The 25,390-nt window shown below is 37.1% G+C and carries 22 protein-coding genes; 6 read left to right on the forward strand and 16 right to left on the reverse strand.

Annotated elements, in window-relative coordinates:
* Positions 1-69: 69 nt before the first annotated feature.
* Entirely contained in the window at positions 70-624 is a 555-nt protein-coding gene (locus AACQ49_RS15205) for a YiiX/YebB-like N1pC/P60 family cysteine hydrolase (protein ID WP_036918473.1), read from the reverse strand.
* Positions 621-1,028, reverse strand: a complete 408-nt coding sequence (locus tag AACQ49_RS15210) for a DUF4878 domain-containing protein (RefSeq protein ID WP_004243305.1) — start codon at positions 1,026-1,028, stop codon at positions 621-623. Before AACQ49_RS15210 ends, AACQ49_RS15205 begins: the two co-directional genes overlap by 4 nt.
* 770 nt (positions 1,029-1,798) lie before the next feature.
* Between AACQ49_RS15210 and AACQ49_RS15215 the strand changes: the two genes are divergently transcribed.
* Together AACQ49_RS15215 and AACQ49_RS15220 are read left to right on the forward strand one after the other, a co-directional pair.
* Positions 1,799-2,056, forward strand: coding sequence for a hypothetical protein (locus AACQ49_RS15215; protein ID WP_004243308.1), 258 nt, complete (start codon positions 1,799-1,801; stop codon positions 2,054-2,056).
* 107 nt (positions 2,057-2,163) lie between these two features.
* Positions 2,164-2,856, forward strand: coding sequence for an XRE family transcriptional regulator (locus tag AACQ49_RS15220; protein WP_004243309.1), 693 nt, complete (start codon positions 2,164-2,166; stop codon positions 2,854-2,856).
* A 19-nt stretch (positions 2,857-2,875) separates the two neighbouring features.
* Here AACQ49_RS15220 and AACQ49_RS15225 read toward each other — a convergent pair whose 3' ends face one another.
* The 4 genes from AACQ49_RS15225 to AACQ49_RS15240 all read right to left on the reverse strand — a co-directional run bounded on the left by AACQ49_RS15225 (position 2,876) and on the right by AACQ49_RS15240 (position 6,371).
* Positions 2,876-3,499, reverse strand: coding sequence for an ABC transporter ATP-binding protein (locus tag AACQ49_RS15225; RefSeq protein ID WP_012368025.1), 624 nt, complete (start codon positions 3,497-3,499; stop codon positions 2,876-2,878).
* On the reverse strand, positions 3,493-4,269 hold the full coding sequence (locus AACQ49_RS15230; RefSeq protein WP_004243311.1) for an ABC transporter permease: 777 nt from the start codon (positions 4,267-4,269) through the stop codon (positions 3,493-3,495). The genes AACQ49_RS15225 and AACQ49_RS15230 overlap by 7 nt, the downstream gene beginning before the upstream one ends.
* A gap of 98 nt (positions 4,270-4,367) precedes the next feature.
* Positions 4,368-5,123, reverse strand: a complete 756-nt coding sequence (modA, locus tag AACQ49_RS15235) for a molybdate ABC transporter substrate-binding protein (protein ID WP_004250908.1) — start codon at positions 5,121-5,123, stop codon at positions 4,368-4,370.
* 264 nt (positions 5,124-5,387) lie between these two features.
* Entirely contained in the window at positions 5,388-6,371 is a 984-nt protein-coding gene (locus AACQ49_RS15240; protein WP_004243314.1) for a sugar-binding transcriptional regulator, read from the reverse strand.
* Positions 6,372-6,738: 367 nt separating this feature from the next.
* Between AACQ49_RS15240 and cutA the strand changes: the two genes are divergently transcribed.
* Together cutA and sra are read left to right on the forward strand one after the other, a co-directional pair.
* Positions 6,739-7,047 carry a divalent-cation tolerance protein CutA gene (gene cutA / locus AACQ49_RS15245; RefSeq protein ID WP_004243315.1) on the forward strand — a complete coding sequence of 103 codons (309 nt, stop codon included), beginning with the start codon at positions 6,739-6,741 and terminating at the stop codon, positions 7,045-7,047.
* Between the two features lie 406 nt (positions 7,048-7,453).
* Positions 7,454-7,687: a stationary-phase-induced ribosome-associated protein gene (sra, locus tag AACQ49_RS15250; RefSeq protein ID WP_004243316.1), complete on the forward strand. Its 234-nt coding sequence runs from the start codon at positions 7,454-7,456 to the stop codon at positions 7,685-7,687.
* 98 nt (positions 7,688-7,785) lie between these two features.
* On the opposite strand, the gene AACQ49_RS15255 is transcribed toward sra, so the two are convergent.
* From AACQ49_RS15255 to guaB, 4 genes are all read right to left on the reverse strand, one after another.
* Positions 7,786-8,838 (reverse strand): DNA polymerase beta superfamily protein, encoded by a 1,053-nt coding sequence (locus tag AACQ49_RS15255; protein WP_004250906.1) that lies wholly within the window; start codon positions 8,836-8,838, stop codon positions 7,786-7,788.
* Complete coding sequence (locus AACQ49_RS15260) at positions 8,822-9,601, reverse strand: nucleotidyltransferase domain-containing protein (protein WP_141192239.1); 780 nt, start codon at positions 9,599-9,601, stop codon at positions 8,822-8,824. Before AACQ49_RS15260 ends, AACQ49_RS15255 begins: the two co-directional genes overlap by 17 nt.
* A 261-nt stretch (positions 9,602-9,862) precedes the next feature.
* On the reverse strand, positions 9,863-11,440 hold the full coding sequence (gene guaA, locus AACQ49_RS15265; RefSeq protein WP_004248265.1) for a glutamine-hydrolyzing GMP synthase: 1,578 nt from the start codon (positions 11,438-11,440) through the stop codon (positions 9,863-9,865).
* Between the two features lie 84 nt (positions 11,441-11,524).
* A complete protein-coding gene (guaB, locus tag AACQ49_RS15270) occupies positions 11,525-12,991 on the reverse strand; it encodes an IMP dehydrogenase (RefSeq protein ID WP_004243391.1) in 1,467 nt (488 codons plus the stop codon).
* 169 nt (positions 12,992-13,160) lie between these two features.
* On the opposite strand from guaB, the gene xseA reads away from it, so the two are divergent.
* Positions 13,161-14,549, forward strand: coding sequence for an exodeoxyribonuclease VII large subunit (gene xseA, locus AACQ49_RS15275; protein WP_017827559.1), 1,389 nt, complete (start codon positions 13,161-13,163; stop codon positions 14,547-14,549).
* Positions 14,550-14,663: 114 nt separating this feature from the next.
* Here xseA and AACQ49_RS15280 read toward each other — a convergent pair whose 3' ends face one another.
* The 5 genes from AACQ49_RS15280 to maeB form a co-directional block, all read right to left on the reverse strand.
* Positions 14,664-16,913 carry a TonB-dependent receptor domain-containing protein gene (locus tag AACQ49_RS15280; protein ID WP_049203684.1) on the reverse strand — a complete coding sequence of 750 codons (2,250 nt, stop codon included), beginning with the start codon at positions 16,911-16,913 and terminating at the stop codon, positions 14,664-14,666.
* A gap of 185 nt (positions 16,914-17,098) precedes the next feature.
* Positions 17,099-19,267, reverse strand: a complete 2,169-nt coding sequence (locus AACQ49_RS15285; protein ID WP_004243395.1) for a S9 family peptidase — start codon at positions 19,265-19,267, stop codon at positions 17,099-17,101.
* Between the two features lie 24 nt (positions 19,268-19,291).
* Entirely contained in the window at positions 19,292-20,146 is an 855-nt protein-coding gene (locus AACQ49_RS15290) for a TonB family protein (protein ID WP_242503503.1), read from the reverse strand.
* Positions 20,119-20,988, reverse strand: a complete 870-nt coding sequence (locus AACQ49_RS15295; RefSeq protein ID WP_004243399.1) for a ChaN family lipoprotein — start codon at positions 20,986-20,988, stop codon at positions 20,119-20,121. Before AACQ49_RS15295 ends, AACQ49_RS15290 begins: the two co-directional genes overlap by 28 nt.
* A 186-nt stretch (positions 20,989-21,174) precedes the next feature.
* Positions 21,175-23,457 carry an NADP-dependent oxaloacetate-decarboxylating malate dehydrogenase gene (gene maeB, locus AACQ49_RS15300; RefSeq protein WP_004250839.1) on the reverse strand — a complete coding sequence of 761 codons (2,283 nt, stop codon included), beginning with the start codon at positions 23,455-23,457 and terminating at the stop codon, positions 21,175-21,177.
* 549 nt (positions 23,458-24,006) lie between these two features.
* Here maeB and AACQ49_RS15305 point away from each other — a divergent pair.
* Positions 24,007-24,630 (forward strand): response regulator, encoded by a 624-nt coding sequence (locus tag AACQ49_RS15305; RefSeq protein WP_004248273.1) that lies wholly within the window; start codon positions 24,007-24,009, stop codon positions 24,628-24,630.
* Between the two features lie 69 nt (positions 24,631-24,699).
* On the opposite strand, the gene AACQ49_RS15310 is transcribed toward AACQ49_RS15305, so the two are convergent.
* Positions 24,700-25,260, reverse strand: a complete 561-nt coding sequence (locus tag AACQ49_RS15310; RefSeq protein ID WP_004248274.1) for a hypothetical protein — start codon at positions 25,258-25,260, stop codon at positions 24,700-24,702.
* Positions 25,261-25,390 lie beyond the last annotated feature (130 nt).

Raw genomic sequence — 25,390 nt, forward strand, 5'->3', positions numbered from 1 at the left:
ATAACCTTCTTTCCAAATTTTGCGGTTTATTTATACTTATTCTTTGGGAAGAAGGCTTTTATCCTTATTTTATTCAATCAAAATAACATTTTCGGAATGGATAATATTATCAGGAAAAATAAGTGCTCTTTCAGAAATAAACGGCATATGTAATGTACGTGTGCCCGTTGAAATAGAAACTCCTGCTTTTAACCATGCATCAGCCACCAGCTCTGTACAATAAACACCTTTATCTTGCTGAATACTGAAGTTTTCCCCTACTCGATTTAAAACAGCTTCTAACGCTTGTTGTCGTGCTTGTTCACTTCCACGCACTTGGTAAAAGCGTACAGAATTAGGCTTAGCACGGCTGATAAAGAAATCCAAACTATCGATAGTAACACCATCTTTACTATCAGCATGTTCACTGGGTGTTGAGTGAACAACCTGTATACCTTGCTCAGTTATCCACAACATTCCTACGTGGCTGAACCCGCTGTTATCAACTTGCTTTATTATGTCGCTAATAACTTCATCACCATCGCGAAAAACCAGATCACCACTTTTTAACTGATGAGGCAAAGCGAGCACAGTCAATGTGCTCGCTAAGTATAAAGTTAATGCAAGAGTAAAGCGTATTATCACTTAACTTCAACTTTCCATTTGCCATCAACTTTGATCATATTTTGATTTTCTGTTTTTTCTTCACCATTTTTCAACACTGTTTTGAGTGTGACAACGGCTTTATTTTTATCTTCGCTGTATTCAACTTTTGCTACTTCAACCTTACCCAAGCCACCTTGCTCTTTAATTTTTTTGCCCGCTTCGGCAACGATCATTTTAAATTTGCCGGTAATTTGCTCTGCCATTGGATCTTTTTCTAAATCACCAAAATACATTAATGACACAGCCTTATCACCATCACCGGAAGCGACAGCTTCAATAAATTCAACCGCGGCTTTTCCTGCTTCGTCTTGTTTATCACCACATGCAGATAATGTCATCATTGCCACCGCAAGAAACATAAATCCCATCATTTTCTTTAACATAAATTCACCATCACCATAAATATTTAATTTAATACAATAAGCATCTTATATAAAAAGGAAAACCATCTCATACAACACACTAATTTATTTATAAACTATGTTTGTGCAATAGAAAAATAACTTTTCTATCGCGGAATTATACGTGACATTAATAGGTTTCGTCATAAATTTTTTTTAATATAGAATAATCCTAGTAAAAAATATTTGAAAAATTCCTCCCAACAATCGAGTAAAATATTTCTATCTATATTTATAAAAAAATATTGAATATATAATGAATCTAAAAGTGAGCAGAAACATTATTACCATATAAAACTTTTTTATGTTCTATTTTTGTATTTTTATCTCGAAAAAAGAGGATCGGCAACGCATCACGCTGTCGCCATTAACAGATTCAATAAAAATAGTTATCTGTTAGCAAAATAGGTAAAATGCCATATCATTGACAAAGCTTATTTTAAAACACACAAAGACAGTATGTTGCAAAATCAGTTACGATAGTGATACAAAATTACAATAACGTTTATCTCAATAAAACAAATCTATTTGTTTTTTAATATTTAATCATGATATGACAACACGATTTTCTAAGTAGACCTATAACATTTCGGTGTAAAATACAAATAAAGACTAGAAATTTTGTGACACAATGCGCCTTTTTACACCATTAAGTCAATTTAAGATAAATAGAAACTGCATTTTGGATCATGAATAGGTAATCTAGCCATCTGATTTCAATGACCAAACATGAATAGTTAAAAGGGTATGCTATGTTTACTTCACAGCTCATGCTGGTCGGTTATGTTTTATTAGTCAGTCCATGCGGGCATGATTCTTGTGATGCGGTTCCAGTAACAGAAACCATTTATACCAAGGATGAATGTACTATTCGCTTAAACTATCTCAAAAAGAAAAGACCCGATCTCTATATTTTTTGTGGTGAAGTATTACGTGATCCCGAAGTGACCGATGAAAATCCATACCTAACACCGCCAAATAGCGCCGATGATGTCTTTCAATTAAAATAATCACCCTTTTTCGTTGAACACCCCACAAAATACAATTTAATTTGTTTTCTAGTTACGGTATACTCTTTATACTTAAAATATGTAAGGACACGTATTAGGAGTCACTCATGTCTATTGCAAAACGCACCAAAGACAAACGTATTGCGTTAGGTTTAACACAGTCTGAGCTTGCTACCTTGGCGGGTACAACGCAACAATCAATTGAACAACTTGAGAGTGGCAAAACCAAACGCCCTCGTTTTTTACCTGAATTAGCAAAAGCGTTAAATTGTGAATTATCGTGGTTGCTCGAAGGGGATAATAAACAAACACACGCTTCTGAAATACCTCCCCAAGATGAATGGCATTCAGTCAGTGAATGGGATAACGATACCCCTCTCAATGCTGATGAAGTCGAGATCCGTTATTTTAAAAGTATTGAACTTGCCGCTGGTGATGGCTGCTGTACTAACGAAGATCATAATGGTTATAAATTGAGATTCTCCAAAAGCACACTACGCCGCTATGGCGCTTCACCACAAAATGTGATCTGTTTTTCCGTCTATGGTGATAGTATGTCTCCGGTTATTCCAAATGGTTCAACAGTGACCGTTGATACAGGTAATACGCGGATTGTGGATGGCGGTATTTATGCTATCGAACAAGATTCATTATTTAGAATAAAATTGCTCTACCGTCAGCCAGGCGGAAAATTAATTATTCGTAGCTACAATAAAGATGAATTTCCTGATGAATTTGCAGAAATTGACTCCGTTAAAATTATGGGACGCGTTATTCACTGGTCTGTGATGGCTTGGTGATCATCTGCATATTTTTATTTTAGTTTTTACTTTCTTGCACAATTTTCCCATTAGATAATAACAGCGTTTTATCTGCTAATGCTTGCAATTCACGAGGCTCATGAGTGACTATTATCATCGTTATCTGCTGTTTTTTTAATGAGATAATAAGCTCCCACAGCTGATAACGTGTTTCCCAATCCAAACTTGAAAAGGGTTCATCCATTAATAACAGTTTGGGTTGGCTAATGAGTGCTCTTGCTAATGCAACTCGTTGCTGCTCTCCCCCTGATATTTGAGATGGATAACGTGTTGCTAAATGAGCAATTCCCATCTGTTCAAGTAACGCTATCTCTTTTTCTTTACTGCGCTTTTGCTTAGCCGCATATTGTGCCAGCCATAAATTTTGCTTTACAGTGAGAAAAGGGAATAAATAAAGACGCTGATTTAAATAACGACAGGGGCGCTGCCAAACAGGTAATTTATTCATATTTTGGTTAGCTAAAACAATATCCCCTGTATAGCCGGTATAACCCGCAATAGCATTGAGTAACGTTGTTTTGCCGCTACCTGATGAGCCACTGATCCCTAAACAACACCCTTGCTCTAGGTGTAATGAAACCTCGGTTAAAATACCGGTAGTCAACGAGTGAATGGTTAACATGCTAATTTCCTATCACGCTGTAAACGGTGTAAAGCAAACAATAGAGTAATTGCAATTGCTATCAGTACTAAAGCGCAACCTATCGCAAGCGAGAAATCACCACTCGCTATATTTAAATAGATTGCCATTGGTAAGGTTTCTGTTTTTAATCGTGTGGCCCCTGCCAACATTAATGTTGCTCCAAACTCCCCTAATGCTCGAGAAAAAGCCACAATACAACCACTGATTAATACAGACCAACAAAGTGGGATCTCAACCAAAATAAGCGTTTTTGTTGGTGTTAATCCTAAATTCTGTGCGGTTTGAATATAAGCAGGATCAATAGCTTTAAACGCCGCAAGGCTATTACGCATAATGATTGCACTTGCAACATATGTTTGAGCAATAATAATCCCCAAGGGAGAAAAAAGGGCACGAGATAATTGAGGGAAAACCCCTGTTAAAGGTCCTTGATGACCTAACAATAATAATAATCCAATACCTATTACCAAAGGAGGCGTGACTAAGGGTAAATCGAGTAACGCATCAATAAAACGCTGTCCTTTAAATGACGATCTTGCCATCACCCAAGCTGCAGGTACAGCTAAGAGCACGGCTAAACACAATGATGTTAACGCGGTGCTCAGTGACATCAATACGGCAAAATGAAATTCAGCATCAGTAATAACCATGGTGAGTTCGTGATAAGAGAGTTGGCAAATTAATGCAATAAGTGATCCCAATATCAAAAATAATAATAATAAAAGTGGTATTAGTGCCCAACGATACACAGTGAAGCCTTCTCTTAATCTACTAATGACATTTATTGTAAAAATGAAAAAAGCCACCTGTGAGCCGGTGGCAAAAATACAAATAATGTGAGAAAAATCTATGGTTTTGAAATAACAGGTAGAAAACCATAATCAGTAAAAGCCTTTATTCCTTCGGGACGAGAAAAATAATCAGCCAATTGTTGTGCTTGTGTGGGATTTGTTGAAGTTTTTAATACCGCTAATGTCGCAATTTCTTCGGGGCTTCCTTCAGGTATGGGTAATAAAACTAATTTATCTTGGTTTTTCATTGCATCAGCGTAACCAATAATGGCAGCATCAACCTCACCATTTAATAAATACATAAGTAACTGTTTAATGGTTGCTGTACGAACAACCACTTTATTTCGTAACTGCTCACCTTGGCCTGACGCTTCGATTAATTGTTCACCGCTTTTACCTAATGCAATTGCTTTTGCATCTCCCATACCTAATTTCAATGAACTATTTGCAAGATCTGTGATAGTTTTGATCTCACCGATTTTATCTTTTCTGACAGCAATAACAGGAATATGACGCACAATAGGATATTGGCTAACCACCTGATTTTGTTTCGCTAACTTCTCTACATACTCTTGAGAGCCGGGAAAAAACAGATCACCTTGTTGAGTGAGATTAAAGCGTGTAAGAATTTGGCCTGAACCACCATATTCGATAGTCACTGTATTGCCGGTTTCTTTTTCAAATAGACCAACAACTTGCTCTACAGGCTGTTTTAATCCTGCGCCAGCATAAAGATGAAGCTCTACAGCAAAGCTATTATGGCAAAATAATCCTAGTGCAAAACCTAAACCTACCAAAACTTGGCGTTTCATAACATCCTCAAACACAATATCGTTATATAATTTTTTATATAATGATAGGTATGAGAAATTAAGGCAAGATCTTAGTAAGAAAAAAACAGCAAAGTGCTAGCAAGCTATCATTTTACTTTTCATCTCTAATTTATTTATTAAGATATTTTTATCACTCTGTACCTAGAATAAAAATACATAATCACTCATATTTTGATAAGCGATCTAGATGAAAAATAACAGCGATATTAATAACAAATCCTCGTTTAAACGAGGATCTCACTATTAAATACTCAACTCCAATAATGCTAATGCCGTCACTTCATCGATGACAATATCTGTAGCATATCCCCCTTTTATTGCGCCTATGGTTGCAGCAACATTTTCAACGCCTCCAGCAATAAAAATACGCTGTGGGATCTGTCTTAACTGTGCAAGACTAATTCCCATAATTCTAAGGTCGATATCAGAAAGCAGAGGATTACCTTGTGCATCATAGAATCGACCACAAATGACACCAACAGCACCTAAATCGCGATATTGTGCCATCTCATTTGTGGTGAGTACGCCTGTTGTAATCAAAGGATTGTCATCTTGAGTATTACCCACTACAAACAAAGCTTTATTACATTGATTTAAAGCAGAGAAATTACGCCGTATTATGGGTTCTGCTTGTAGCTCCATTGCCAAACGTGCATTTGACACTACAGCCGGTACATGCAAATTAATACTGCAACCTGAAAACTTATTGGCGATCAAAGCGGCAGATTCCGCAGTAGTAAAATCAGGTTGTGGGGCTACAGCCCCAATCATTTGTAACACGGTGACATTTTCTAGTGTTTTAGTGGGGAGATAGTGCCCTAGTTTATGGATTGTTCTTCCCCAAGCTACACCTAAAATATCATCATTGCTGATTATCTGAGAAAGATACATAGCCCCTGCTTTAGCTAATCTTTCTCGATTCATATTTGATGTTTGTTGCGATTTATTCTTTTCTTCATCAGGTAAAATAAGCACATTATTAAGATTAAATTTTGCTTTTATTCTGATTGAATAATCAATCGTAGAAAATACTGATGAATCCAAGCTTATATTAACGAAACCTTTTTCTCTCGCGAGATGTAAATACTTCACAACAGTCACTCGAGAAACGCTCATAATATTTGCAACTTCACTTTGACTGAGTCCGTCCTGATAGTAAAGCCATGCAGCATAAAGAACGGGATCATTATCAAATAAACTCGCATTTTTTAGCGAATTATTATCCATTTTAAACCCCACTATTTTTTATAAATCTTATTAATAATTAATTTATTTTATATTTACGATATTGCAGAAGGTAATAACAATTTTTGTTGAATATGTTCTTATAACACAATTAGATACATTTCATTTAACAACTACTAATATCGGCAAATGGGTGTTTTTCTTTACAAAAAGAAACTGAAAATATGTAAAATCCATTTAATAATGCCGTAATTATCTCATATCGAGAAAGTTTTTTTTGAAAATATGTTTTTATTCGGTTAAAAAGAGAAATCTTAGCGTTAAGTTTTAAAAAGTTTTATTTTGATGATATTAAAGTTAATTACCCTATAACAAATTAACCATAGACTCATTAATACAGAGGAAAAATATGATTATCGCTTATTCAACAGCTCCTAATGAAACTGTCGCCCATGAAATAGCTCACCATCTTATACAGGCGAAGCTTGCAGCTTGTATTAACGTCCTTCCCAATATCAAATCTATCTATCATTGGAATAATGAAATTGTTGAAGATAATGAGGTACTTATGATGATCAAAAGCGAGAGTTCAAAACAACAGATTTTGATTGATACACTAGTAAAAATGCACCCTTACGATACACCAGAAGTCATTATTGTCCCTATAGAAAATGGGTTTCATGGTTATCTAGAATGGATACATCAAAGCCTAAATTAATGATTATTTCATTGCATTATCATGCTATTTCATCTTATTTGTGATAAAAATGATAGAATTTTGTAAATAAAACAATACTTACAATCTCAATAATGAGACAAATAAACAAAGTAAAATATTAAGGCTAATTACTATTTAACTGCTAAATCTTTTTTAAAGACTTTTCTTTTTGAGATTATTTTTATATTCACAGAAAAAATATAAACAATAAATTATTATTAATTTTTTATAAGTCAAAGAAATGAACAATAAAACGCTAATGAGCAAACGAAAAAATAAAAAAACAACAAACTGGTTTTTATAGGTTATTATCCTAAAGAATAAATTTAACCGATATCTTACCCTAGTTATTTTCTGTTATAATTAACGAGCTTTCTCTATATTACATGTAAAAAAGGAGTGAGTTGTGAAAACAAACAGAGTCGCAAGACGTATTTTAGGTTTACCTTATAATTTAAGTCGGTCTAAAAAGAAAGTGCGTTTTTCCATTATTACGCCTACAGAAAGTGATAATCTTCCCGCAGAGTTAAAAAATGCAACTCGGATCTGTTTAAAACAAGATTTCAGAAAAAATGCGCAAAATAAGCGTATTTATATGAAATTAACCGATGCTTATCCAGATTATCTTCTAGTAAGTTAATTACTTATGCCTAATGTTAGATTATAAATAACTTTTATTTTATTATTTATAACTAATAGTTTATCCCTTACAACCTTGTAAGGGATAATAGTATTCTATTATTGATATAATTCTTTACGAATATTCACTAATACTTGTTTAATTAATTCGGGATTGATTTTTTCTGGTAATTGACTTTGTTGAAAAGCTTGCTCAATTTTTTCTATTAATATTTTACTTCGCTCAAATAATGTTTCATAACTTAAAGCGCCAGATTTAATTTCTAACAATTCATCCCTGTTATCACACCAAACTTTGACTTTTTTTTCAGTAGCAATTCCTAATGCAATATAAAGCAACCTAAAAGTGTGCATCATATTTTTACTATCGTAACTTCGTCCATGTTCAATATTTTGCTGATAGCGGGCTTCATTACGCTCCTCAACCCATTGCCAATAAGCATGATACTGCTTGCAATAGGTACTGTAGCCGTCTTTATTAAAACTAAGATAGGCTTGTAATATAGCTGTTTCAGAGACACTGCTTAGTAAAACATCGGTGGCATTATCTTTTTTTATTACGCCTTGATAATCACTATTTGGATCATAAAAAACTGCATAAAGATTTTGTGCATGATTGATTTTAACCAACCCAATATTTTGCTGCTCCCAACAACGTTTTTTAAGCCAATTATTCAGTAATAGGCTTTTTCCATCTTCAATGATATAACAGAAATCAAGGATTGTTTTTAACTCTTTATCTATAGGATCCATGATCTTCTTATTTAACCCTTGCGCTTTTTTTATTTGCCCTTGAGCATAATGCACAAAAGTCTGTACGCATTCCTTTGATAAAAACCATTCTGGGTTAAATTGCATAAATAATGGATGACGATAAATAACAACATGCTCTGGTGCATTTAATAATTCTAAAATATTAGGATTAGACGCACACAGTAATTCAACAAATCGCCCTAATTCATAATAAACGATATCATTAGTTTTATTACTTACTTGTGGCACATAATCAGAGCAATAAAACATCTCTTTAGGTAGATAAAAAACACCTTTAATATCAGTATCTGAACTATCTGTTGCCAAATTTTGTGAACGACTACCTGAAATTGTTTCAAATAAAAGGTAAGGCTTTATATTGTCAATGGTCAGTTTCATCAAGTATTTTCCTAAACCAATTATTTAATATTTCACTATCTGGTACGGTGCGTTTCGCTAATTGAGTTGCTGTTTCTTGCCATAAAAAAGTGATCAGTTTTTGTATATTATCGGTTGGTAGCCAAGTAAAGTGTTCATCTTTATCTGCTTTAAAGCTCACTAACTCTCGAATAATTATTTGCTCATCTGTAGTTAATATATTTATTAGCTGATTAAGTTCCATCGGTGGGATATTCCCCGTTTTTACTGTCCAATAAGCAGCTAAAAGTGAACGTAAGAGATAGAAATATTTTTTTAATTTTATGGGCTCATCTATCGCTTTACTTGCATGACTCTCTTCAAAATGATGTCTACTAACGGCTTTTGCGATCCCTCTATAATGATGAACAATGATTTGGGGTTGATAATATAATTGTGCCAACTCAAATAATTCTTTTTGGATACCAGCATATTGTTGATAAACAATAGGTGATTGTAACCACTCAAATAAGATAGCATTTGACTTACGTAATAGATGCAATGCTTTCGTAATATCCCAAGCTCCTACATCAAACCAATTATTTTCTATCCACTCAAATGTTTCTTTAGGTTTATCAATTGAAAGATATGCATTGCGAGGCCGTATAAAAATACCTCGTACATCATAGTCACTATTCGTTGATGCGAAGCCCCAAGCACGGCTTCCACTTTCAGCAACATAAAGTAGTTTTATTTGATGCATTTGCTCTATTTGTGGCAGTTTTTTTAATATCTGATTATGCATGATGATGTTACTCGGTATTTCCTTACAACTCTTAAATTTAATAATGTTGCCAATTATGATGATGACTAGAGCTAACAATAGCAACATAACTACTTTAGTATCTTAATTTTATAATTTATTTTTTGATACCGTCTCCTATACCGTCATTTTTTTCGGTTCTTGTCAACCATTAGCAACCATAGAAAACAAAAAAGCCACCAGTAACATACTGATGGCTCTTGGTTTTTTAACCTTTATCAACTAGTGCTGATAAACGGTATTTTATTCCCACTCAATCGTTGCTGGTGGTTTTCCGCTGATATCATAAACCACGCGAGAAATACCATTTACTTCATTGATAATGCGATTAGAAACACGGCCTAAGAAATCGTAAGGTAAGTGTGCCCAATGTGCAGTCATAAAGTCTACGGTTTCTACAGCACGTAATGAAACTACCCAATCGTATTTACGGCCATCGCCCATAACACCCACTGAACGGACAGGTAGGAATACTGTAAATGCTTGGCTGACTTTATTGTATAAATCGGCTTTATGTAGCTCTTCAATAAAGATAGCGTCAGCACGACGTAGTAAATCACAATACTCTTTCTTGATTTCACCCAATACACGCACCCCTAAACCTGGTCCTGGGAATGGATGACGGTATAGCATGTCGTAAGGTAAACCTAACTCAAGTCCGATTTTACGCACTTCATCTTTAAATAGTTCTTTTAATGGCTCCACTAAACCTAACTTCATATCTTCAGGTAAGCCACCTACGTTATGGTGTGATTTGATCACATGCGCTTTACCTGTTGCAGATGCGGCTGATTCAATCACATCAGGATAGATTGTGCCTTGTGCTAGCCATTTGACTTGCGGTAATTTAACCGCTTCTTCATCAAAGATTTCAATGAAGGTATGACCGATAATTTTGCGTTTTTTCTCCGGATCGTTTTCACCTTTTAACGCAGTTAAGAAACGATCTTCAGCTTCAACATGGATAATATTGAGGTCAAATTTGCCTTTAAACATCGCCATAACTTGTTCGGCTTCGTTAAGGCGTAATAAGCCATTATCAACAAATACACAGGTTAAGCGTTTACCAATGGCACGATTTAATAATAATGCGGTAACAGAAGAGTCTACACCACCCGATAGCGCGAGAATAACGTGATCGTCGCCAATTTGTTGTTTTAAACGAGCAACAGTATCTTCAATAATCGCCGCGGATGTCCATAATGCGTCACAACCACAGATATCTAACACAAAGCGTTTTAAAATGGCTAAACCTTGATGGGTATGAGTAACTTCTGGGTGGAACTGTACACCATAGAAACGTTTCTCTTCATTTGCCATAATCGCAAATGGGCAAGTTTCAGTGCTAGCAATAGTGACAAAATCAGCAGGAATAGCCGTAACTTTATCACCGTGGCTCATCCATACATCTAATAAAGGTTTGCCATCTTCACTTACGGAGTCTTGAATATCACGGAACAGTTCGCAGGTTTCGCGGATCTCAACTTGTGAATAACCAAATTCACGCTCACCTGAGACTTCAACATCACCGCCTAATTGCATAGACATAGTTTGCATGCCATAGCAGATGCCTAATACCGGCACACCCGCATTAAAGACGTATTCCGGAGCGCGTGGGCTATTGTCTTCTGTAGTACTTTCAGGGCCACCAGACAGAATAATACCATTGGGGTTAAATTGACGAATTTGTTCTTCGGTAACATCCCATGCCCAGAGTTCACAATAAACGCCGATTTCGCGAATACGGCGAGCAATAAGCTGTGTATATTGCGAACCGAAATCAAGGATAAGAATGCGATGATTATGGATATTTGCTGTCATTTGTGGTGAATTCCAAAACAAATAAAAAGTCATTAAATTGAAAGGCTTGTTAACATTTTCTGTTTTCAAGCCTTTCTCGAATAATTACATACCTAAACGATAGTTAGGCGATTCTTTCGTGATAGTCACATCATGAACATGGCTTTCCTGAATACCCGCACCACTGATGCGAACAAATTCAGCTTTGGTATTTAATTCTTTGATGGTTGCACAGCCTGTTAAGCCCATACATGAACGTAAGCCACCCATTTGTTGGTGAACGATATTTTTCAGTAAGCCTTTATATGCCACACGACCTTCAATACCTTCTGGTACTAATTTGTCTGCTGCATTATCAGTTTGGAAATAACGATCTGATGAACCTTTAGACATTGCGCCTAAAGAGCCCATACCACGGTAAGATTTATAAGAGCGACCTTGGAATAGCTCGATTTCACCCGGAGATTCTTCTGTGCCTGCAAACATAGAGCCAACCATTACACATGCTGCTCCAGCGGCTAATGCTTTAGCAATATCACCAGAGAAACGAATACCACCATCAGCAATCACCGGAATATTGCGATCTTTCAGTGCTTCAACAGCATCAGCAATCGCAGTGATTTGTGGAACCCCAACACCTGTTACGATACGAGTGGTACAAATAGAGCCAGGGCCAATACCCACTTTAACAGCACTCACACCTGCATCCGCCAGCGCTAAAGCCCCTTCTGCGGTTGCCACATTCCCCCCAATAATAGGTAAGTTTGGATATAAAGCGCGAGTTTCACGAATACGCTGTAATACCCCTTCGGAATGACCATGTGAGGAGTCGATAAGAAGAACATCAACACCAGCTGCCACTAATGCGGCGATACGCTCTTCGTTACCTGCACCAGCGCCAACCGCAGCACCTACACGTAAACGACCATGCTCATCTTTACATGCATTAGGCTTGCGTTCTGCTTTTTTGAAATCTTTAACGGTGATCATGCCTTTTAAGTGGAAATGATCATCGACTACTAAGGCTTTTTCTACGCGCTTCTCATGCATTTTTTGCATAACAACATCACGCGCTTCACCTTCTTTAACGGTAACTAAACGCTCTTTTGGCGTCATTACCGCAGTGACAGGTTGATCTAAATCAGTGACAAAGCGAACATCGCGACCAGTAATAATACCCACTAATTCATTGTCTTTAGTCACTACCGGATAGCCAGCAAAACCATTACGTTCTGTCATTGCTTGGACTTCGCGTAAAGAAGTTTCTGGTGTTACCGTGATAGGATCCGTCACAACACCGCTTTCATGTTTTTTAACACGACGAACTTCTTCAGCTTGGCGTTCGATAGGCATGTTTTTGTGGATAAAACCAATTCCACCTTCTTGAGCTAATGCAATAGCTAAAGATGCTTCAGTCACAGTATCCATTGCAGCAGAAAGCATAGGCACATTTAAGCGAATTGTTTCAGTCAGTTGAGTAGATAAATCAGCAGTATTAGGAAGGACAGTCGAGTGTGCAGGAACTAACAAAACATCATCAAATGTAAGTGCTTCTTTTTTAATTCGTAACATAGCAATATCTCACCAAGGCGGCTTTTAAGAAATGGAAAATATTGCCGCGGCATTATACACACCGTAATCGGTTGCTTCTAGCTTTTTTTGAAAATTTTTATTGATCCTCTGGCTAACTTAGGTAGTATCAGTCAATTAAGTCTTTGTTTTAAAATTTGATCTGGCTCACATGACTCTACCGATAAACAATAATATTTTTACTGTTAGCCGTCTAAATAAGACCGTTCGCCAGTTATTAGAAATGGAAATGGGTCGCATTTGGATCAGTGCTGAAATTTCCAATTTTACTCAACCTGCTTCTGGTCATTGGTATTTCACGTTAAAAGATACCCATGCTCAAATTAGAGCGGCGATGTTTCGCGGTCAAAACACAAAAGTCACTTTTCGCCCTCAACATGGTCAGCAAGTATTAGTACGTGCGACTATCACACTGTACGAACCCCGTGGTGATTACCAACTGATTGTCGAAAGCATGCAACCAGCGGGTGATGGATTATTACAGCAACAATTTGAGCTTTTAAAACAAAAACTAAGTGCTGAAGGTTTATTTGATGCTCTTCATAAAAAACCACTACCAACACCTGCTAAACAAATTGGGGTGATCACCTCTTCAACTGGCGCAGCCTTACACGATATTTTAAATATTCTACGTCGTCGTGATCCCTCATTACCTATTATTATTTATCCCACAGCCGTTCAAGGTGCGGAAGCACCAATGCAGATAGTCCATGCCATTGAGTTGGCTAACCGTCGTAAAGAATGTGATGTGCTAATTGTCGGCCGAGGTGGCGGCTCATTGGAAGATCTCTGGGCATTTAACGATGAACGCGTAGCCCGTGCTATTTTTGCTAGTGATATTCCTATTGTCAGTGCCGTGGGTCATGAAACCGATGTGACTATTGCTGATTTTATTGCCGATCTTAGAGCACCAACCCCTTCTGCCGCTGCTGAGTTAATTAGTCGCAACAAACTCGAGCTATTACGCCAATTGCAGTCACAGCAACAACGTCTTGAAATGGCAATGGATTATTATCTAGCAAAAAAATTACGCGCACTAACACAACTTCATCATCGCTTACAACAACAGCATCCGCACTTACGGCTTGCTCGCCAACAAAATGTATTGGCTGCAACTAAACAGCGTTTAGTGACCAGTTTTCAGCGCCTCCTACAAACAAAACAGAATCAACATACTCAGCTACAAAAACGCCTTAATTACCAAGAGCCAAGCCCTCAAATACAAGCACTACTGCGCCAACAACAACAGCTAATTTATCGTATGAGAGAAAGTATTTCACAACAGCTTGCTCGTCAACGTGAACAATTTGCAATTAGCTGTTCACGTTTAGAAAGTGTGAGTCCTCTCGCAACCCTTTCTCGTGGTTACAGTATTAGTGAAGTTGCTTCAGGTGACGTACTGAAAAATACGAAACAAGTTAAAAAAGGTGATACGCTAAAAACGCGTGTTGAAGATGGCTGGATCACCAGTGAAGTGATAAATACACAAAAAATATCTGTTAAACGTAAACCATCCCCCAAGAGTAAGTCATCCATTTAAACCATACATGGCAACCATAACAACGGCATCTTAATGATGCCGTTTGTGTTACTTGGTAACGATGGATAGCAGAAAACGCTTTCGCCCTGCTTTCAGGGTATATTATCGTTTATATTAAAAACGAATTTCTCCACCAAACAGGAAACTTCTGCCTCTAGCCGTTTGTTTATTTTGTCCCTGTTCATCCATAATTGGCGCTGAATTACTTCTATCAAGTGCATTTGAATAATTTTTATTCATGAGATTATGTACCGCAAATTTTAATGACACATTTTTATTCATTTGATAGTTAGCGTACGCGTTGATCACGGTAGGGATTTTTTCTTGTTCGACCATGGGAATAGTGCCTGTATCAAAATCAAACCCTTCAGCTGAAGCTTTACGACTTTTACCGGTAATTTGAATGATGGTGCCTAATTCGAGAGATCGGTCATCGAATAACCTCACACCAGCATCAATCGTTGCGTAGTATTTGGGAAGCTCTGATGCAGGACTTTGCCCAAAATCCCCCATCGCAAGAGAAGTGGGTTGTGAGGTACGCTCATTGCTATAAGAAAGTGTGGTATAAAATACATCAGCATCATAGTTTACTTGTAGTTCATAGCCTCTCATCGTGACAGGATCAAGGCTATTTGTGTATAAATAGATATTTCCATCGTATTCCATGCCACTGTAGTCATCGTCAGTAAAAGTGCCATCGATTTTACAACGTTTACCCCCTTTACAAACATTATAAGAATCACTGGAAATATAGTTTTTAACTTTAGTATGATACCAAAGTGCTTTTAAGCGAAAGCTGTCTCCGGCAACAATTAAATCAGGGCGATAGCTATTAAAACCTATTTGGAAAGTATCCGCTTTCTCACTTCTTAAAAAGGGGTTCATCGATGCCCCACCTTCATTAGCAAAGAAAATTTCCTGTGGGTTTGGTGCCCTTGTCGTATGGGCATAACTGATAAATGGTTCAAATTCAGGGATAATTTGTGCAGAAAAGAGTGCTCCCGGCTCCCACGCTTTTTCGTGGCGATTAACATTCATCGCACCTTCAGGGAAACACGCTGCTTTGGGATCACAAGCGGGTTTATATCCTTTAATATGATAATCCGTATAGTTTAAATTTAATGCGAGGGTATAAATATCGTATTCAAATTTCATTTGTGAAAAAAGACTGCTGATGTCGTTTTTTCCTTGCGGAGCAAATACATTGTATTCAATCATATTTTGTGATTGCCATGGATCGCTCGAAGGAGCTGTCACTTCTCGATTATAATCAATCGACATCAGTTTAGTGCCTAATGTTAGTGCCATATCCAGCTCATGATAATTAAATCGACTGGTATTTTTAGCGACAAGTGCATTGGAAATATTTTTCGCATGCCCATTGCGTAATGACATTAAAGAGTCACCGGCAAATTTTTGCGAAGCTTGGCTTCTACTCAATAATATTTCACTATCAAAAAGATCGTTTAGCGGGGTATAACGATATTTAGCATAATAATCTTGGCTCTCTATGGTTCTTCGATTAAATTTATTATTATAAAACCGACCGCTTAATTCTATTTCATGAGAATCATTGGGTTTAAACGATATTTTTGCTAATTCAGAATGTGGCTTTTGGTTAAAGTCTTTAGTGGTTGCAAACTCATGACTATTAAAACCTGCCCCATTTTTATAAGAAGATTCAATATTATGTCCACTTATGGCAAACATAGCGCCAATATAACCATCATGATTAAATATCGGCTGTTTTCCTGCAATCGCAACCATACCGTTATAACCTAATCCATTAGTCCCTCGAGCCGCTTTACTTCTTATTCCCCAACGATGATTAGAAAATAAAACATCATCAATACCTATTGTTTTAAAATTAGCACTCCCCGCTAACGCATTAATACTATTTTCACCATCTTGTTGACCACGAGAAATATCAATTTGCACAATAAAGTTAGGATCGATCATGCTATTAAACTGGTTGTATGGTTGTCCACCATGCGCATATTGGCTAGGTGACGTGCTATACATCGTTTGTGTCACCCCATCAATCATCATATTGACTCGACCAAAACCACTTAATCCCCGGATATTAACCCCAACACCCGGCTGACTGGCATCCATTTGGGTGTAAGTTCCCGGTGTAGATCGTAATGCTTGTTCTACCGAGCTAAGATTATTGATTTCACCAATAGCGCTATAAGCCCCCGGCTTAGCTAACGCTTTTTGCTCTGGTGTTTGTTTTTGTGCCGATGAGACTTTTAAACTACTAAATTGAACTGTTTTTTCCGTTTCAGCCGCAAACACCAGAGAATGAATACCAGAAAATAAAATACAAGAGCCAAGTATGTTCCTTGTTAATTGAGTTTTCATAATAAACCTATTCTTTGTTTTATTTAAATAGGCTCACTTTGCTTTCTATAAGCTAAAAGTTATTTAATTTAATAAATAACGATATTGTTATTATTGTTTTATAAGATAAAAATTAATAGCATTAACCCTGTCTCTCATTAAAGAGAGACAGGTTAATCATTAAAAATTTAAAAGGCTTGGTTTAATTACTTGATATTTTGTGTCTTAAAATAAATATCAGGCTGCTCTAACATTAAAATAAAGGCATATTCTCTCGCAGTATCACGTAGACGATTAAAACGACCGGATTTACCTCCATGTCCTGCACTCATATCTGTTTCAAGCAGAAGTAAATTATTATCTGTTTTTAATTCACGTAATTTAGCCACCCATTTTGCCGGCTCCCAATATTGAACTTGAGAATCATGTAAACCTGTAGTGACCAATAAATGAGGATAGGCTTTAGCCTCAACATTATCGTAAGGGCTATAAGATTTTAAACGGAAATAAACGTCTTTATCTGCAGGATCACCCCACTCTTCATATTCACCTGTTGTTAGCGGAATAGAAGCATCCAGCATGGTTGTCAAAACATCTACAAATGGTACCTGGGCCACAACACCACGGTAGAGTTCAGGTGCCATATTGATAACGGCTCCCATAAGTAATCCACCAGCACTACCGCCCATCGCGTAGACATGTTTGGGTGCACCATAACCTTGGTTAATAAGGTATTTTGTGGCGTCGATAAAGTCAGTAAAGGAGTTGACTTTATGCTCCATTTTCCCTTGGTTATACCAGCGTTTACCTAATTCACCGCCACCTCTGACATGGACAATGGCATATACAAAACCTCTATCTAATAAACTTAAACGGGCAGAGCTAAACGAGGGGTCGATACTGCTGCCGTAAGAGCCATAACCGTAAATTAAGATTGGATTTTCGCCTTTCTTAAATAAGTCTTTACGATAAACCAGCGATACAGGCACCTCGACACCATCTTGTGCTTTTACCCAAATACGTTCACTTTCATACAAATCATGCTTAAAGCCTTTCACTTCCTGCTGTTTAAGCAATTGTTTTTCTTTGGTTTGCATATTCCATTGATAGGTAGAAGAAGGCGTAGTCATTGAGGTATAACCAAAACGTAACTCTTCGCTATCAGCTTGTGGATTGACACTTAGCCATGCCATATAGACAGGATCATCAAAAATAATATTTGTTGATTGTCCTGTTTTCCAATCAATTTGGCGTAATGACACTAAACCTTGTTTGCGCTCTTCAAGCACTAACCAACGATTAAACAGTTCGAAGCTTTCCAAGTCTACTTCTGGCTGAGGAGCAATTACGGTTTGCCAAGGTGCATCGATAGAGGCCGTTTTATAAAGACCATATAGCTCACTTTCATGATTAGAGCGAATATAAAATTCACCTTTAAAATGATCGATATAATATTCTCGCCCTTCTTGGCGAGGAGAAAAAACCACCATGGGTTTTTCTGGTGCATTGGCATCAATTAAACGATATTCAGAAGTTGTAGAGCTTGCAATAGTGACTAGAATATAATCTTCTGATTTGCTTTTTTCCATCCAGGTATAAAAACGATCATCATTCTCTTCAAAGATTTTCACGTCTTGTTTTCTATCACTACCGTATTGATGGCGATAAATCTGGTATGGCAATAAAGTTTGCGGATCTTTATCTACATAGAACAGTGTTTGGCTATCATTTGCCCATACTAAATTCGCTGAAATATTGGTTAAGACATTCTCTTGCCATGTTTTATCTGTCAGATCTTTATAAGCAACTGTATAGTTACGACGTCCTTCTTTATCTTCAGCAATAGCAATACGTTTGTTATCTGGACTAATGGCTAAATCACCTAATTGATAAAACTCATGTCCTTTAGCTCGTTCATTACCATCAACAAGAATTTCCCATTCTCCATCACTTCCTATTGGTTTACGTTGATAAATAGGAAAGTCTTTACCTTCTTGGTAAATGGTTTGGTAAGTATAGCCATTATAGTCATAAGGCACTGAGGCATCATTTTGTGCCATACGCTCAACCATCTCATTATAGAGCGTATTTTCTAGTGTTTTGCCCGCTGCCATTACTGACTCAGTATAAGCATTTTCAGCCTTAAGATAGTCAATAACTTGTTTATCTTTGCGTGCATCATCCCTAAGCCAATAATAATTATCAGTACGAGTGTCACCATGTTCTGTCATCACATGGGGGATTTTATTCGCTTTCGGTGGCATCATAATAACGTCCTTCTCTGTTTGAGCCATTGTCGGTGTTGCGGTGATCAAGATTGCCATCATGGCACCTGTTAATCCCTGCGTCACCGTTTTTCTTGTCGCGGATAACATGTTTAATTCCTTGTTATGTTAGGATTATAAAGTCAATGTGGAAAATTCAATTGCCATTTCAATTGTTATTTGACCATTAAAAAGCAGTTCTTCTGGGGGCTTTGGTAATGGCTGAGCACGCTTAATAACACTTTGTGCCTCTTTATCTAGTGAGCGGACACCACTGCTATTAATCAATTCGCAGGCTATGACATAACCTTGTCCATCAACAATAAAACGCACTTTAGGTGCTCCCGTACGCCCTTTTCTTTTCGCTTCTTCAGGATAAGCTTTATAACGATTTAAATGACCTTTGGCTTTAGCTTGCCATAATGCCAAGGCATCTGCTTCTTTATTTGCATCACTATCATAATTTGCAGAAACATCGTTAGCCTGTTGTTTCGCAACAGAATGGCTTGTTGAGGGCGCGGATAGGCTCGATACATTTTCACTGACAATAGGTGAAGGTTTGGTTGGTGCAATTGAAGGGGCAACCTTAACTGAAGTCTGGTTTTGTAGCACTTTTTTCGGCTTTTCAAGCAAAATATCTGCATTTTCATTAATAATAAGATTGGGTTGTTTCTCCGCAATCTCTTGTTGCTGTTTTTTTTGGCTGGCGACAGCCATTTGCTGATCAACACCGACAATCTGTTTTTCTTTATTCACCGCTTGGACGTTTTCACTTAAGCTAAGCATAACAGCCGGTGCAGGTTGATGGATTATCACCGGGCGTTGTTGCGTGATATAGAAATAACTAATGACTAAAGTAAAATGAAATACTATTGATAAAATAAAGCTCGAATATCGACAAGGCTGTAATTGCGCCATTTGGTTAACGGAAGAAGAGATCAACATATGCGTATTATCAATAATCAAGGATGGGCTGCAGGAGTTATCCACAAATAATCGGCATGTTCAAAGGTAATATCGCTACCTTCTTCTGCCATAATAAGTACCGTGACTGTTTCATTAGGGGCTAAATCTTTAATATGTAAAGGTACACCCATTAATTTAGTGGCATGAAATGAGCCGGCAATCAACAGTGCGGGCATAGGGGCATTTAATAAACTTTTTGCCATTGCACGATCACGCAGTTGTTGGATCACGGTCATTTTTTCAATTTGTGTTTTATCAAGTGCACCACCATGAGAAAGCTCAATAGTTTTACTAATAAGCTGACGAACAGCAGGTTGCGTTGAATATTCACCTTCAATATTAGGTGGGTTTTTATATGCATTTGTAATATCACTGCGATCGATATTAGCCGCTAACAATGGATAATCTGCTTGTAGCCCTTCTTTAATCAGATTGCCATACCCTTTCCAAGACCAGCCTTTATTCCAATTGAGTACAGACATTAAACGTTCATCACGTAAATATTGTGAGCTAGAGTAACGTTTTTTCGTATTATCAACTAAGTTTTGCTGATCTGGCGTCAACATCTCTAATAAAACCGCACCTTGAGGACGTTTATTGGGAAGTTGTGTCATTAACCAATACTCAATCTCATGGTGATATTGATTGTCATGTTTTTCGCCAACAATCACCCGCGATTGGCTGGCTAATTGAGTTAATAGCGCATTAGCTGTGATTGTCTTTCCTGTACGCGTATCAATAATATTGGCTGATGTAATAATAGCGGGAGTTGTACTAGGTACGGTGTTTTTTTCTACTGTACTACATGCGCAGACAGTAATAAGTGAAACTAATAACAAGAACCATTTAGATATTGAAAAAAACATATTAACCTTATAGTTATATTTACTTATTTTTAATATAGGCTTAGATTAATATTAATAAGAATAATTATCAATATCATTGTTATAATTATTTGTATTTAATGTTGACGGATTGATACCGTAAAATAAAAACGCCTTTTATTAAAAAAGGCGCTTTGCTTAAAGTGGTTATTTTAATCAGTTTAGCGATTAGCGTTGAGATTGTGTTTGTGCTTCAACCACAGCTAATGCCACCATATTAACAATGCGACGAACAGATGCAATTGGCGTTAAAATATGGGCAGGCTTAGCAACTCCCATTAACACTGGACCTACCGTTACCCCATCGGAGCTAGTGACACGTAATAAGTTATAGCTAATGCGCGCCGCTTCCATTGTTGGCATCACTAACAGATTAGCTGAACCTTTTAGTGGGCTGTCTGGCATAATATCACGACGAATTGACTCAACTAAAGCAGCATCAGCATGCATTTCACCATCAATTTCTAATTCTGGGGCGCGTTGTTTAATAAGTTCTAACGCTTTTCTTAATTTTATAGATGATGGGCTGTCAAAAGAGCCAAAACTTGAGCGGGATACTAATGCTGCTTTTGGCTCAATACCAAAGCGACGAATAGTATCTGCCGCCATTATAGTGATATCAGCAAGTTGCTCAGCGGTAGGATCTTCATTTACATAGGTATCAGTAATAAAGGTGTTACCACTCGGCAGTAATAGTGCATTCATCGCCCCTGCAGTATTAGATCCTTCACGTAAACCAAAAACATTTTTATATATTTCAAAATGTTCCGAATAACTTCCCACGGTTCCACAGATCAAGCCGTCTGCTTCCCCTCTACGTACCATAATTGCGCCAATCAGTGTTGGATTACCAATAACGGCTCGACGAGCTTGTTCTTGCGAAACACCGCGACGTTTCATTATTTGATAATATTCTTGCCAATATTCTTTAAAACGCGGATCGTTTTCATTGTTTACAACTTCAAAATCTCTACCCGCTTGAATATGTAAGCCTAATTTCTGAATACGCATTTCAATCACACTAGGACGACCAATTAGGATCGGCTCAGCAAGTCCTAAAGTGACTAATTCTTGAGTCGCATGCAGAACGCGGTTATCTTCCCCTTCCGCCAATACAATGCGTTTTTTCTCTTTTTTCGCTTGAGCAAAGATAGGTTTCATAAATAAATTCGTTTTATAAACGAATTCATTGAGGTGTTCGATATAAGCGGCGAAATCTTCAATTGGACGGGTTGCCACACCTGAATCCATTGCAGCTTTTGCAACGGCAGGCGCAATTTTAACAATTAAACGTGGATCAAAAGGTTTTGGAATAATGTATTCTGGGCCAAATGACAGTTCTTGATCGCCATATGCGCTAGCAACCTCTTCATTTTGTTCTGCCAGTGCCAATTCAGCAATTGCATGTACACAGGCAAGTTTCATCTCTTCATTGATAGCGGTTGCCCCCACATCCAGCGCACCACGGAAAATGAACGGGAAACAGAGAACATTATTGACCTGATTAGGAAAATCAGAGCGTCCGGTACAAATAATCGCATCTGATCGTACCGCTTTGACTAACGGTGGTAAAATTTCTGGCTCCGGATTTGCTAGCGCAAGGATCAGCGGGTCGCGTGCCATTTTTTTCACCATCTCTTGGGTCAGTACCCCCGGCCCTGAGCACCCTAAGAAAATATCGGCATCGTTGATCACATCATCAAGTGTGCGACTGCCGTTATCTTTAATCGCATAAGCCGCTTTAGTTTCTGCCATATTGGCTTCGCGGCCTTGATAAATAACCCCTTTTGAGTCACAAACAACAATATTTTCACGCTTTAACCCTAAAGCGACAAGAAGGTTCATACACGCGATAGAAGCAGCACCGGCACCTGAAACCACTAAGCGAACTTTATCAATATTTTTACGAACAATACGTAACCCGTTGATAATAGCGGCCGTAGAAATAATTGCCGTACCATGCTGATCATCATGAAAGACAGGGATATTCATTCTCTCACGCAGTTTTTGTTCAATATAGAAGCATTCCGGTGCTTTAATATCTTCTAAATTGATCCCACCAAAAGTCGGTTCTAATGAAGCGATAATATCAACCAATTTATCAGGATCGGTTTCATTCACTTCAATATCAAATACATCAATGCCGGAGAATTTTTTAAATAATACGCCTTTACCTTCCATCACAGGTTTTCCTGCTAAGGCGCCAATATTACCAAGTCCTAAAACAGCCGTACCATTAGAGATAACGGCAACCAAGTTACCTTTCGCTGTAAAGCGATACGCAGCTAAAGGATTAGCCGCAATTTCAAGGCAAGGAGCCGCAACCCCCGGTGAATAAGCTAATGCTAAGTCACGTTGTGTTATTAGTGGTTTAGTTGGTGTCACTGTGATTTTGCCAGGATTAGGGAATTCATGAAAATCCAATGCACTTTGTTGTAGTTTGTCTTCCATCTTCATATCCTTTGTATCAATAGGGTAAGGGCTTGGTTAGTATAATGGTAATAGCTCGTTAAATCATGATGGTATCGACACTTTTTTCAAATTAGTTCATCTCATTTATTATAAACTACTCATACCTATTTCTGGGTATATTATTAACCCAGTTTAATTTCATTATGGAAATAAACACGAACAGAAAAAATACAATCTTTGTTTATTATTTATCTATAACTAAATTAACTCTTAAAATAATTAAACTTTTTATATTGTTTTATAAATCAATAACTATTTTTACTTGTAGTTGCATTTTAATATAGTTAAAAATTAACTTAATACATTGTAATAAAAGGATTTATCTATCATTAGAACTTTTATTAGTCGTTTTGGTTATTTTCTTTTTTACCCGTAACAATAATTGGTGTAATATTGCCAACCGTCAATTTTATTTTCTTATTGTTTTAATAAGATATCTGATTCTAATTTTTATTCCTTATTTGGAATTTATTTTTTATTTTCTGCTGTTGAAAAGATTACGCATATTATTTTTTAGGGAGAGGGGTTATGCCTAGCTACTCAATTATGATAGTGGATGATCACCCTATCATGAGATATGGATTACGGCTATTGTTAGAGCAAGACAAGGAATTTATTGTAGTAAGCGAAAGTGGCAATGCTCAAGAAGCAATCACCACAGCAAAACAGTTAAATCCTGATCTTATTATGATGGATTTACACCTTCAAGGACGCTCTGGTATTGATATTATTCGTTCTCTGCGTCGCTGTGGTTTAACATCTTATGTATTGGTTTTATCAATTTCAGATTCTCGCAATGATGTGTATGCTGCATTAGATGCTGGTGCTAACGGTTATTTATTGAAAGAGTGTGAACTTGATATGTTGCTACTCAGTTTACGTAAAGCGGTGGTTGGGCGCCCCGTTTACAGTGAAAAAGTTTGGCAATATATCCAATTAAGACAAAACTATTCTGATCCGCTATCTGCATTAACAAAAAGAGAGCTTGATGTCCTTCAAGAAGTGGCGGTGGGAATGAAAAATAAACAGATTGCCGAAAATCTGTTTATCTCAGAAGAAACCGTCAAAGTACATATTCGTAATATCTTAAAGAAACTACAAGTGACATCACGTTTAGCGGCGAGCCTTATCTTAATTAAGCATCAGCACTAAACGAATTTACCCCGACATTAAGTCGGGGTAATTAAGTTCTTAAGGAAGCCATTTTCTCACTTTAGAAAATCACTCAATAGGGACAGGATAACTTAATACTTTGAAGTGATTATCGGGTAACTTTTCAATTTTTAACTGATAAAGCTCTCGGTTGATACCGTTAATCACTATATCCAGTTCACTAAATGCTGACTGTACATCACTATTTCTAGCCCAAGCAGGAATATCTTTGACTCCATAATAAAAATAGATAGTACTTTTATCTGAATCGATAGGTTGTATCTCTTTTATTTGGCTAATAAAAAGGTGTCCATAACAAAAATCTTGATATGGTTGCCAAGCTTTTCGTCCCTTCTCGCTTAGAGAGAACACCCACTCGTCACCATCGACAGTTTGTTCAATTAAACCAGCATCCATTAATGCATTCATTCGCTCTAAAACCCATGGAGCATCATTTTCATTACTGTAAACGGGCCATTTCCCTTCGCCTAAACACAATAAATAATCACTGTTAAAAAATGCCTGTAGGGCTGTTTTATACTCATCAACCTTTTTGCTGTCTTCATCTTCATTAGCCCAGCTAAAAGTAGAGAGTAAAAGCAATATAAGACTCAGTGAAATACTTTTCATATTTTCTTTTACCAACGGAAATCTTTATTTCTATTACTCTACGTTACACAATTCGTTACACTTAGGTGACAGGTTAATATCCAATATATTTTATAATGTAAATAGGATTTTTCACTACAACAAAACCTGC

Source organism: Proteus sp. G2675, from assembly GCF_963886535.1.
Taxonomy (GTDB): domain Bacteria; phylum Pseudomonadota; class Gammaproteobacteria; order Enterobacterales; family Enterobacteriaceae; genus Proteus; species Proteus mirabilis.